This window comes from Alteromonas alvinellae (assembly GCF_902705805.1).
In genome coordinates, this window is record NZ_CACSIH010000200.1 from 52450 (window position 1) to 65384 (window position 12935).

Annotated in this window: 8 protein-coding genes; 4 read left to right on the forward strand and 4 right to left on the reverse strand. The window is 45.1% G+C overall.

The features are described 5' to 3' along the window. The first annotated feature begins 2 nt into the window (after window positions 1-2). From astA to ACX5KA_RS14435, 3 genes are all read left to right on the forward strand, one after another. Window positions 3-1040, forward strand: coding sequence for an arginine N-succinyltransferase (astA, locus tag ACX5KA_RS14425; protein ID WP_458731491.1), 1038 nt, complete (start codon window positions 3-5; stop codon window positions 1038-1040). A gap of 13 nt (window positions 1041-1053) precedes the next feature. Beyond that, window positions 1054-2523, forward strand: a complete 1470-nt coding sequence (gene astD, locus ACX5KA_RS14430; RefSeq protein WP_458731492.1) for a succinylglutamate-semialdehyde dehydrogenase — start codon at window positions 1054-1056, stop codon at window positions 2521-2523. Window positions 2524-2640: 117 nt separating this feature from the next. Further along, window positions 2641-3447, forward strand: a complete 807-nt coding sequence (locus ACX5KA_RS14435; RefSeq protein ID WP_458731493.1) for a 2-oxoadipate dioxygenase/decarboxylase family protein — start codon at window positions 2641-2643, stop codon at window positions 3445-3447. 64 nt (window positions 3448-3511) lie between these two features. On the opposite strand, the gene ACX5KA_RS14440 is transcribed toward ACX5KA_RS14435, so the two are convergent. From ACX5KA_RS14440 to parC, 3 genes are all read right to left on the reverse strand, one after another. Continuing rightward, window positions 3512-5680, reverse strand: coding sequence for a putative bifunctional diguanylate cyclase/phosphodiesterase (locus ACX5KA_RS14440; RefSeq protein ID WP_458731494.1), 2169 nt, complete (start codon window positions 5678-5680; stop codon window positions 3512-3514). Between the two features lie 12 nt (window positions 5681-5692). After that, window positions 5693-6229, reverse strand: coding sequence for a heme NO-binding domain-containing protein (locus tag ACX5KA_RS14445; protein WP_014948016.1), 537 nt, complete (start codon window positions 6227-6229; stop codon window positions 5693-5695). A 63-nt stretch (window positions 6230-6292) separates the two neighbouring features. After that, on the reverse strand, window positions 6293-8578 hold the full coding sequence (gene parC, locus ACX5KA_RS14450; RefSeq protein WP_458731495.1) for a DNA topoisomerase IV subunit A: 2286 nt from the start codon (window positions 8576-8578) through the stop codon (window positions 6293-6295). 353 nt (window positions 8579-8931) lie between these two features. Here parC and ACX5KA_RS14455 point away from each other — a divergent pair, with 353 nt between their 5' ends. Next, window positions 8932-12051 (forward strand): hybrid sensor histidine kinase/response regulator, encoded by a 3120-nt coding sequence (locus ACX5KA_RS14455; protein ID WP_458731499.1) that lies wholly within the window; start codon window positions 8932-8934, stop codon window positions 12049-12051. 41 nt (window positions 12052-12092) lie between these two features. On the opposite strand, the gene ACX5KA_RS14460 is transcribed toward ACX5KA_RS14455, so the two are convergent. After that, on the reverse strand, window positions 12093-12788 hold the full coding sequence (locus tag ACX5KA_RS14460) for a DUF2982 domain-containing protein (protein ID WP_039217675.1): 696 nt from the start codon (window positions 12786-12788) through the stop codon (window positions 12093-12095). Window positions 12789-12935 lie beyond the last annotated feature (147 nt).

The following is a 12935-nucleotide window of genomic DNA, read 5'->3' on the forward strand; positions in this document are numbered from 1 at the left end:
ACATGAATATCATTCGCCCTATCACGAAGGCCGACTATAACGCGCTTAAAGAAATCGCCGTTGAATCAGGTATTGGCTTTACGTCTTTACCTGTCAACGACGAGTTGCTGCAGCGTAAAATTGATCGTGCAGAAACTGCGTTTAACAAACCAAACGTAACCGAACCTGGCGATGAGTCATACTTGTTTGTAATGGAAGATACCACTACCGGACAGGTAGTGGGAACAACAGGTATTGAAGCGGCTGTTGGTATAGACGATGCGTTCTATCATTACCACCTAAGCAAAGTAGTGCACGCATCGCGCGAGCTTAACATTCACAACACGGTAGACATTCTAACTTTTTGTAATGACTACACCGGTGTTACTGAAATATGTACTCTGTTTCTTCGCGAACAAGCCCGTGGCGGCATAAACGGCCGCTTCCTTTCAAAGGTTCGATTCTTGTTCATGATGGAGCACCGTGAACGCTTCTCAGAGACAGTTATTGCTGAAATGCGCGGTGTGAGTGACGAAGAAGGACGCTCACCGTTTTGGGAGTGGTTGGAAACCCATTTCTTCTCTATGGATTTTCCTACTGCCGACTACTTAACTGGCATTGGTAATAAAGTGTTTATTGCTGAACTTATGCCTAAGTACCCAATATATGTAAATCTGCTTAGCAAAGAAGCGCAAGAAGTCATTGGCGAAGTCCATGACAAAACACGCCCTGCTCTTCAGCTTCTTGAAGAAGAAGGCTTTTCTTGCCGCGGCTACGTAGACATTTTCGACGCAGGCCCGACGGTAGAAGCAAACTTAAGCCACATCCGCACGGCTCAATCGAGTTTAAAACTGCCTGTAGTGATTGACGATAGCGCTGCTGCCCAAGGGCAAACGCACTACATCATTAATACATCAGTATCTGATTTTCGTGCAGTTGCCACCGAGATGACGGTAAGCGAAGAAAAGCAAGTTGCCGTACTATCTCTCCAAGCCGCTGCTGCATTGAATGTCAAAGAGGGAGAGCACGTTCGCTTCGCCCCCGTTACATTCAGAGATTAAAAGGACACCCACTATGCTACATACACATTTTATCAACGGTGAATGGGTTGCCGGACAAGGTCATGACTTAACGTCAGTTGATCCTGCAAAAAACGAAGTAATTTGGGAAGGTAAGTCTGCGACAGCCTCTCAAATTGATGACGCAATTAACGCTGCTCGTGCTGCACTTGTAGCATGGAGCATGAAAACCGTTGAAGAGCGTCTTGAAATTATTAAGGTTTATGGCACTAAGCTAGAAGAAGCTAAAGTACACCTTGCCAAAGTTATGGCTAAAGAAACGGGCAAGCCAGAGTGGGAAACTGCCACTGAAGTTGGTGCCATGATGGGCAAAATTGGTATTTCTGAAAAAGCCTATTTTGAACGCACGGGTAACGTCGAAAACCCAATGCCGGTAGGTAAAGCCTTCATTCGACACAAGCCTCACGGCGTTGTTGCTGTATTTGGCCCCTACAATTTCCCTGGCCACCTGCCAAACGGACACATTGTTCCAGCCCTTATTGCAGGTAACACAGTTGTGTTTAAACCAAGCGATTTAACGCCTATGGTTGCACAAGAAATGGTGAAGCTATGGGATGCTGCTGGCCTGCCAGCGGGTGTACTCAACCTAGTACAAGGTGAAGTTGAAACAGGTAAGGCATTGGCGTCGCATAACGACATCGACGGCCTTTTCTTTACGGGCAGTTCGCGTACTGGGAAAATCTTGCACGAGCAGTTCGCAGGTCACCCAGGTAAAATCTTGGCCCTTGAAATGGGTGGTAACAACCCGTTAATCGTAAAAGATGTAGCTGACGTTGATGCTGCCGTACATGACATCGTTCAGTCTGCTTTCATTACTTCCGGTCAGCGCTGTACGTGTGCACGTCGCCTATTCTTACCAGCCGATGCACAGGGTGATGCAATCCTTGCTCGCTTAATCGAAGTGACCAAGAATATTAAGGTGGGTGATTATGACGCTGAAGATCAACCATTTATGGGCGCAATGATCTCAAGCAATGCCGCTGCTCTTATGGTAAAAGCACAGCAAGAGCTTGAAAACCTTGGTGGTAAAGTACTAGTTCGCCTTGAACAAAAAGACGAGAACAAAGGTTTTGCTACCCCAGGCATTATTGATGTTACTGACATGCTTGCCTCACTGCCTGACGAAGAACACTTCGGTCCACTGCTAAAAGTGATCCGTTACAGCGATTTCGACGCTGCGATTGAAGAAGCTAATAACACTAGCTTTGGCTTGTCAGCAGGTCTTCTTGGCGACAACGAAGAAGATTATCGCTACTTCTTCGCACGCATTCGCGCGGGCATCGTAAACTGGAATAGACCTATCACGGGTGCTAGTAGTGCTGCGCCGTTTGGTGGTGTGGGCGACAGTGGTAACCACAGAGCAAGCGCGTTTTACGCAGCCGACTACTGTGCATACCCAGTTGCATCAGTTGAACTTGATAAAGTTACTATGCCAGGCAAATTAAGCCCTGGTTTGTCGATGTAACTTAAGTTTTTCACGTTATAAAAAGGCCGATGCAACTTTTGTGTCGGCCAGTTTAGTACCAACCCTATACGAACTATTCGTTTTAAAATAGTCAACGACAGAAAGGACCCTACTACCATGCATAGCAACATCGATACGTTGTTTAGCAACATGTGGGACGATTACGTTACCATCACTCCCTCAGCGCATAAAATTCATGCACTATTAGCGGGTGAAGAAAACACGAACGACATCGTTAACGACCATGTAGCTTTTCGAACTTTTGCTCTTGATAAAACCCGCTTAGACAAGCTTGCTGCGCACTTCTTAGCATTGGGTTATGAAGCTAAAGGCGACTATGACTTTGAAGCGAAAAAGCTTACTGCAAAGCATTTCGAGCACCCTGACGATACTAAACCAAAAGTATTTATTAGTGAGCTTCGTGTAAATGAGCTTTCTGAAACTGCTCAAGCAATTATCAAGAAGATGCTTGATCAAATGCCTGAGTCTGTAGTGGATGCAGATAACTTCTTGTACTCGGGTAAACATTGGGACGTTACTAAAGCAGAATACGACACACTGCTTAACGAATCAGAATACGCGGCGTGGATGGCGGCATGGGGCTTCCGTGCTAACCACTTTACGGTAAGTGTTAATCACTTAACCCGTACTGACGAGCTTACCGACGTAAACACATTGCTTAAAGAAGCAGGCTTTGTGCTGAACACCTCAGGTGGCGAAATTAAAGGTGGGCCAGACGTATTTTTAGCGCAATCATCAACGATGGCTGACCGTGCTGACGTAGCGTTTAGCGACGAGACTGTGGCAATTCCAAGCTGCTTCTACGAGTTTGCACAACGCTATGAAATGCCTGATGGCAAGCTTTACAAAGGCTTTGTTGCCGCATCGGCAGATAAAATCTTTGAAAGCACCAATGCTAAGTAACGAGTTTGCTTAGTCATTAAAAAAGCCCGATAGGGCTTTTTTTGTTTATGCTTAGCTGAAGACATTACCGATTAGGCTCAGTAGTATGCCTTGCCAAGAACTGATCGTAAGGCATTGGTTTATCGAAGTAAAACCCCTGCATTAGCTGAATATCGGCCTGCTCCATGAAAGGCAAATAAGACTCCAACTCTACGCCTTCAGCCACCACATCTATTTGCAAACTCTTTAACATGGCTATCAAACCATTAAATAGCGCATTGGCTTTGCTATCTTGGTGAATACCCTGAATTAAGCTTTTATCCACCTTAACCACTTCAAACTGGAAACTTCGCAAGTAGCTAAGAGATGAAAAGCCACTGCCAAAATCATCCAGAGACAGTCTAAACCCATGATCTCTCAACGTGTTTAATGCTCTAAGTGCTGATTTTTCATCGCGAATAAAGACCGACTCAGTGAGCTCTAGTTCAATAAATTCGGGAGACACATCATTATCCATACAGATAGACATTGCCTGATTTGGAAATTCTGGGTCAAGCATCTGATTAGCGCTGATATTCACAGACAAAGGAATGGCATCACCCTGCTGCGACTCCATTATTGAAATGTAATCACATGCCGCTTCCAGCGCTTGAAGGCCTATGGCACTGTCTAGCTTGTACTCTTCTGCTATAGGAATAAACACTGCTGGCGATACAACACCGTGCAAGCCTGAAATCCAGCGACACAGTACTTCACCGCCCTTTAACTCGCCGTTTAGATCGTATTTACCCTGAATATAGAAATCGAGAAGGTGGTTCTCTACCGTTCTGCGCAAGTCATTCACCATACTGACCTGCTGGGTCATGCTCTCATAGAGACCTGACTCGTAAATAAACGCCTGACCTTTACCCAGCTCTTTCGCACGGTACATTGCGGCGTCGGCACACTGCACCAGGCTTTCTAGGTTATCACTATGTTCTGGAAATTCAGCAATACCAATACTGGCAGACAGCCTAAGCTCCGACGTTTTTACGGTTATGGCGTCTTCTTCTATCTGGCTGATAAGCCGCTCAGAGCGTTCAGCAATTTCCTCAACATTCTGATTAGGCAATACGGCAATAAACTCATCACCACCCCACCTGCCGACTTCCCCTATCGGGCCGAATATGGCAGTAAGGAGCGCTCCTACGCGCTGAAGCTCAATATCCCCTCTTTCATGCCCTGCGTTATCGTTAATTGCTTTGAACCCGTCCAGATCAATAAAGACCAAAATAAAGTGCTGTTCTTTTTGTACTAACCCGGAGATGGACTCACGCAGCGAATTGCGATTGGAAAGGCCGGTTAACTCATCGTGCAATGCCAGTTGACGTAGTTTAGCTTCGTTGCGTTTTCTATCGCTGATGTCGCGCATTGTAGCAATTAAATAAGATGACGTTTGCTGGTAGGTCTCAAACAGAGCCACCGAGATATCGACAACCTTAATTTCGCCGTTTTGCGTCTTCACTTTCGACTCGAAGCGAATTTGTTTATCAAGCGCCAACTGCACTTTATCGACTTTCTCAGCAATGAATATTTGGTTGAAATCCAAACCAATGCATTGCTCTTTAAAAGGCGCAGCAATCAGCTGAATATATGCATCGTTACATTCTGTGATAACAAGATCAGGTGAGAGTACTAACATGGGCTCACGTGAGCTCGCAAAAGCAGAGGCCATTAAGTGAAACGATTGTTCAGCTTTTCGCTGTTGAGTAATGTCTTTTGTGGTACCAACAATTTGAAGCGCTTCACCCGCTTTTCCACGCTTTAGCACGCGCCCGCGCAGCCTTACCCACTGAAAATCGCTGTCGAGCTTTAAGCGAAAGGAAAACTCTATACGGTCACGATTGCCGTGTAGCGCCATGCTCCAGTGAAACTGCAGGCCGTCTAAATCGTCCTCATGTACCCGCTCTAGAAGCTCAATTAAGGTGCCTGACCAGGTAGATACACTTTCAGAATGTAGTGAGAATGAGCGAAATTCCATAATGTCATTCTCTGCCTCCCAATTCCAAAAAGACTCCTGCGACGCCCATAGTGCAAGTTCCAAATCTTTCTGAGCACTTTGGCTTTTTTGAAGCGTAGCATACAAACTTTGCGTCTTTTCTCTCAGCAAAGCTTCGGCTTGCTCTCTCGCATTTCGCTCTCGCTTTAAACGCCTTTCAAGTAACGCAGCACGGTCGCTACCAGAAGGCGTGCTATGCGTTGTTCCATCTGACATAACATGCCTCCGTTAAACGAGAGATATACTAAATTCGTAGGTATGAGGCGTATCTAGTTGATGGGTTTCCCTTTCCAGGGTGCAGTTGTAATGAGCTGCGGCTGCGTCCATCAAGCCTTCTGCTAAAGGATATAATTCTCTTTCAGAATAATACTGTAAGCGCATGGTGTTATCGGTTCTGGATATCACCGTAAATCGGGGTAGGTCGGCGTCTGGGTAGAGCTTCTTAACCTGAACATGAATGTCGCCGTCCAAGTGCTCCAGCATATCCAACATGCCTTCTGTATTGGCTAGCACGTCGCCATGTACTGCACCTAACTTACCAAATAAGTAATAGCCAAAATCGTAGAGTAGCTCGTTAGCTGACTTACCCGTTTTCTCCACCAGCACACCTAACAGGCGTTGCATTTGTTCAAACGGGTAATAGCCCACTGCGGTATAAGCGCCGTCGTTTTCTAACCCAGCTTCCATGATGACATCGTCAGCAAACTCAGGAGAAACTTTCTCCTCGAGCATATCGATTAACGATGTAAAAACTATGCCTAGCATGTAAATTCCTCATCTAATCCCTTTTTGAGTGTAGTTCACCTAAGCATAAGAACAACTTAAACTTTATGACAAATCTTCAGTTGCTTCATCTTTGCTAGGCAGCACGATTTCAACCGTATCAACTCGCTGCAATCCTCGCGGCAATTTATTCCCTCTCCTGCCTCTCTCTCCCTTATAATGAGTGAGGTCGTCAGCGGTAAGTGTCATATTGCGTTTACCTGCACCCACTTTTATAGCCGCACCATCAGGTACAACAGCAAGCACCTTCACATACTCTTCACGAGACTGTGATTTTGCAGAAGGAATATTGATAAGCTTGTTCCCCTTGCCTTTACCTAAACTTGGTAAATCGCGCAGTGGGAACATGAGCATGCGACCTTCATTAGAAATACTTAGGCACCAATCGGAGTCTGGGTTGGTCACTGGCATGGGTTTCATTACTTTTGCAGCAGTAGGTAAGGATAAGTAAGCCTTACCGGCCTTGTTCTTACTTACCATGTCTTTAAAGGTGCCGACAAAACCGTAACCGGCATCAGAACCTACTAAGAATTTGCTTTCATCTTGCGCCATAATGACGTGCTGGAAGGACTCGCCCCCCACAATGCTAAAACGCCCTGTTAGCGGTTCTCCCTGACTTCGTGCAGACGGCAACCCGTGAGCGTCACAAGAGAAAGTGCGACCAGAACTGTCCATGAACACGGCCGGCTGGTTACTTTTGCCTTCAGCGCTGGATAAGTAGGCATCACCCGCTTTGTAACTTAAACCTTCCGCATCAATATCGTGACCTTTCGCACAACGTGCCCAGCCTTTTTCTGAAAGTACTACCGTTACTGATTCAGCAGGCACCAACTCTTTTTCAGACAAGGCTTTAGCTTCGCCACGCTCAACAATTGGCGAGCGTCTATCGTCACCATATTTTTCAGCGTCTGCAAGAATTTCTTTTTTGATAAGCGTTTTAAGACGGCGATCTGAACCAAGCAACTGCTGTAGCTTGTCACGCTCTGCGGCAAGTTCGTCCTGCTCGCCTTTAATTTTCATTTCTTCCAGTTTGGCTAAGTGACGAAGCTTAAGTTCGAGAATAGCTTCAGCTTGCTTATCACTTAATCCGAAACGGGACATTAATTCAGGTTTTGGTTTATCGTAAGTACGAATAATTTCGATGACTTCATCGATATTTAGAAACGCAATCAACAAACCTTCTAGAATATGCAGGCGAGCTAACACTTTGTCTAAGCGGTACTGCAAACGACGCGTTACCGTATCTTTGCGATACTGCAACCACTCAGACAAGATGGTACGCAAGTCTTTAACCTGCGGACGGCCGTCTAGACCAATCATATTCAGGTTAACGCGATAGTTTTTCTCAAGGTCGGTAGTTGCGAATAAATGCTGCATTAATTGGGTGACATCAATGCGGTTTGAGCGAGGCGTAATCACCAAACGGGTTGGATTTTCATGATCCGATTCGTCTCGAAGATCGCTTACCATCGGTAACTTTTTCGCCTGCATTTGCGCGGCAATTTGCTCTAGTATCTTGGCACCAGACGCTTGGTGTGGCAAGGCAGTTATAACAACGTCACCGTTTTCCTCGCCATATACTGCACGCATTTTTATCGAGCCACGGCCAGTTTCGTAAAGTTTTTGAATATCAGCCTTTGGCGTAATAATTTCAGCTTCGGTAGGATAGTCAGGTCCACTAACGTGTTCTAGCACATCGCTAAGTTCGGCTTTGCTGTTATCCAGCAACATAGCGCACGCATTAGCCAGCTCTCTTACGTTGTGCGGTGGAATATCGGTCGCCATGCCCACTGCGATACCTGTCACACCATTTAAGAGAATATGAGGTAAGCGGGCAGGTAGAACACTAGGCTCTTCTAACGTACCATCGAAGTTTGGTACCCAGTCTACAGTACCTTGTCCAAGTTCATTCAGCAGCACTTCAGAGAAGCGCGAGAGCTTAGCTTCCGTATAACGCATGGCAGCAAACGATTTCGGATCATCCGGCGCACCCCAGTTGCCTTGACCATCTACTAAAGGGTAGCGATAAGAGAAAGGCTGAGCCATGAGCACCATCGCCTCATAACAGGCAGAATCGCCGTGAGGATGAAACTTACCCAGCACATCACCGACGGTTCTCGCCGATTTTTTATATTTGGCGTTTGCACTTAAGCCTAGGTCTGACATCGCATAAATGATGCGTCGCTGAACAGGCTTTAAGCCATCCGAAATATGTGGAAGTGCACGGTCCATGATGACGTACATGGAATAGTTTAGATAAGCGTCTTCGGTGAAACGTCGAAGAGGAAGTTGCTCTACCCCATCGCGATTAATGATGATCTCGTCACTCATGATAGTTTTTTCGTTTTGTTATTAATACCAATAGGCTCGTGCTAGTGAGGCGGTCGTTTATGGGTGGTTTAGCGCACCACATAGTGAATTCACGCGAGCAATAAAGCTATTGTGGGGTAAACCGCAATTGTGTGCAATCCTTGAAAACATTTGTCATAGCATTTGAGCGCTCAAAAAGGCTGTTTAACCTTTGTTCCGTAATAAACTAAACCTAGTGATTAACGGCTGTGGCGCAATATTTTGTCATTACGTACATAGAGTGGTTAAATAGAGAAGGATGAATTTTGCCGTTCAATATTCACCCCAAAAATAATAAAACCTTTATTCAGACGGTAATTAAAGTACAGATTAATATGGCAATATTTCGCGTATTCTCTTTTCTGCTTGTTTTGTTAGGTAGCTTCTTGCCCTCCTGCTTACATGCCCAGCATATCGAGCAGCTTTTTGATGAACAAAGTACGCTTGATTTGTCAGATTCACTGTATTTTTTATTCGAAACTGACTATCAGCTTACCATTGGTGATGTATCAAGAAGGCGAAGCGACTTTTTAATGCATCCACACGACAACCCCAATTTTGGCTTTCGTAATAACGGCATGTGGCTACTTACGTCGGTAACCAATGTTTCGAACGACAAACACTGGGTCTTTTCAATCAACTTTAGCCAGCTGGATAGCGTTGATTTTTACCTAGTAAAAGATGGAAAGGTCATTAGTCAAAGTCATCAGGGAAAAGCACAAAAGGAACAACGTTTTCGCGTGCCGACTTTTCGTGTTGAACTTCCCAACAGCGACCCCGTCGACCTTTACATTCGCATTGAAAGCCATTCATCCAGTCTGATTGCCCCGCTTCGTATTCAAGCTGAACCTCTGCATAGCAGTTACTTTCAGATGGACAGTTTGCTGTGGGGCTTTTTCTACGGTGGCTTACTCATTCTAGCGATTTACAATTTAGCGCTGTTTTTCGGCGTAAGAGAAAAGAGTCTACTTGCGTATGTCGGCTATATACTGGCGGTAATCTTGTGGCAGTTTGTGTGGGGCGGGCATACACACCTATTGTTCACCCAAGGCATTCCATCATTGCTGGTTGGTCATTCAGAGCTAATATTCGTCATTATTGGTATAAGCTCAGGCTTATTTACCATGACGTTTTTAGAAACCGAAAAACATTCCCCCACTGCCCATCCCATTATCAAACTGTTATTGGTATGCCAGGTATTAACAGGGCTAGTGTGCTTTATCAATCTTCTCCCCTCTATATGGAAGAACAACCTTGTATATGGCGTAGGCCTAGTAGCGATTTTGAGCTATATCTGCGCGGGGTTTGAAGCCTTCTTTAATAATTTCAAACCTGCACGCTATTTTATTTTTGCATGGAGCATGCTTGCCACCGGCGCTATTATTGGCATGTTAAGCCTTATCGGCGTTTTGCCCTCTAATGATTTTACTACCTACTGTTTTCAGGTTGGCGTTTTTCTAGAGGCAGGACTTTTCTCTTTCGCGCTTATGGAGAAAAGCAGAGGTCAGCTTGAAAGTGAGGTAGAGCAAGCCACTAACGATTTGCGCAACAATGTTGAGCTTATTGAAGAGCAAAACGCGCGCTTAGACATTGCGCGGAAAGATGCGATCAAAGCCAGCAATGTGAAGTCTCAGTTCCTAGCGAACATGAGCCACGAAATTCGAACTCCACTTAATGCGATACTAGGTTTCAGCAAAGAACTCAACAACGCGCCCTTGCCAACAGATCAACAAGAGCAAGTGCGAATCGTCAATACCGCCGCTGAAAACTTGCTCACTATAGTTAACGATGTTCTCGACTTTTCAAAAATTGAAGCCGGTAAATTGCAAATAAACAATCAACCGTTTTCGCCCAATAAATTGCTCGAAGAGATGGTCACCATCATGGCTAAATCTTCGCACAGTAAGCGTATTGAATTCGTTTTTGACTTAAACCCGCTACCTGAAAAGCTTATTGGCGATGTGTTTCGCATCAAACAGGTGCTAAATAACCTGCTCAGTAATGCATTAAAATTTACATCCAGTGGAGCCATTACATTCTCAGCAAGTGGGCGCTCGTTAGCGCACGGCATCCACGAGTTGAATATTACCGTTGAAGATACGGGTATTGGAATTAGCCGACAGGACAGGAAAAAGCTGTTTAACGCTTTTTCACAAGTAGATGATGCACTTAATCGCAATTATCAAGGTACAGGTTTAGGCCTTGTTATAAGCAGAGAGTTAGTTCGCCTAATGAATGGCGACCTTACCCTTAAAAGTGTTCTTGGCCAGGGCTCAACTTTTAGCGTATCCCTTCGCATGAATCAGTTAAGCCAAAAGTATTCGCTGACAAGTAGCAACGATTGGAAAGGGAAAAGCGTTGTGATATTCGATCCCATTCCTGCAACCCGTCGCTCAAGCGCTAACATGTTATCTATCTTAGGCGCGAATATCATTTCAGTGGAGTCTTTGGACTACTTAGCTACACTAGATGGTCAATATGACTTTTTCATGGCAACGGTACCGGTAAGTAAAATGTCGCTACGTGATACTTTTCTTAGCCGGTTTGTACAATTCCCGGCTCAAAAGCGCATTCTCTGGTATTCTGGACCCGAACCGTTTGCTCAATATCCCAGCCTTTCGCAACATTTCCATTCCCAAGTGCGCATGCCCATTACCTTGACTAAATTAGATAGTTTGGTGAATCAGCACGCGACACCGGCAAAAAATGCGATGCAGGAGAAGATTGGTAGCCTTCCCAGTGTAAAAATATTAGCCGTTGATGACATGGAAATGAATTTAAAGCTCCTGCATACATGGCTTGATCATTCACCTGTAGAGCTAATTACGACAATTAGCGGACAAGACGCCGTTAACCAGTGTCAAACACAAGAGTTCGACCTGATTTTGATGGACGTTCAGATGCCGGGGATGGACGGTATACAAGCTACCAGAGAGATTCGGAAGTCCCCTATAAATATGGGCACGCCCATCATTGCCGTTACTGCTCATGCTTTCAAAGAGGAACAGGAGCGCTTACTTGCTTCTGGTATGGATGACTACCTACCCAAACCCATTGAAATAGATCTGCTAATTAATCTTATTAAGTCATGGTGTCACAATATTGAACCAGGAAAAATTGAACTGCCCTCTGTCGATTGGCAGCTCGCATTAAAGCGTGCTAATCAAAATCAAGATACAGCAAGAGAGATGTTAGATGGCTTCGTAGCTATGCTACCAGAATGTATCTATACGCTTTCGACACTTTGGCAAAAACAAGATTACAACGAACTTAAAACCGAAGTGCACAAGCTACACGGTGCGTGTTGCTATACTGGCCTTCCACTTATGCAGCACCTTGCACATGAAACCGAAAGTGCGCTTAAACTAGGTCAACATAACCTTGTGGATGAGCATTTACCTGCACTTATCGCGGAAGCCGAAAAAATATTACGAGAGAGTAAATCTGGCCTTTAACGGCGCGTTTTTTACACTTCGAGTAAAGCGTGTGTTTCTGATTAACTGTCTAGGGATGACTGACGTGTTTGCTGACATTGGGCAATTAGCCTAGCAAATTCGCTGGCTTCTCTGTCTAACTCTGAACTTGCGATAAAAATGTCAAAACCCAGCCTTTTTCTTAGCTCTACCATGCGGTGTGCTAGCATGGCTTTGATTCCCTTAATAACGGTGCCGTCCTCCATAACATACTGTTTGTCATCAAACATTGATTGTTCATAGCAACTCCCCGATGCGCACCCCTCATCAGTATTTTGCATTAACAAAGGTCGTTGCTCCATGAGTAAATGGGTCGCAAGCCTTGGTGAAATAGTATTGAGGAAATCTGTATAGCTTTTCAGTTTAAAACCGATTGTTTCTAGAGGAACATGGTCAAGTCCATGCCGCACACGGGGGCAATCTGCACGCTGTAAGTTGTCCCAATGAATACGCCAAGAGCCAAGGCGATGACGATAAGTGATATAGTCTTTTGCGATTTCCAAGCTGTAGTCTGGCTCGCGTATTTTGAAGTAGCCGACCAGCAAACACACCAACGCTGCGCTTGTCAAAAAGATACCCGCTAAGAACAACCAGTCTGGTAGAAAGGCCAGCCATAGCGCTGCAATAAACAGACCTACGCAGCCCAATACAATGCTAGTAATGCCATTACTTTTCGATGAAGCTCGAATATAGATAGGTTCAACATTAGTGCCAGACATACAAATACACCACCAACATAATTACAGCCCAAACAATATAGAGTCTAATGCGTTTGCATTTCACGCAGTCAGTATGCCACCAGCGCAATATTGGGTTTGATTTTCGCATACGCTAACAACACTCTCTTATACGCCTGTTAAAGAGGG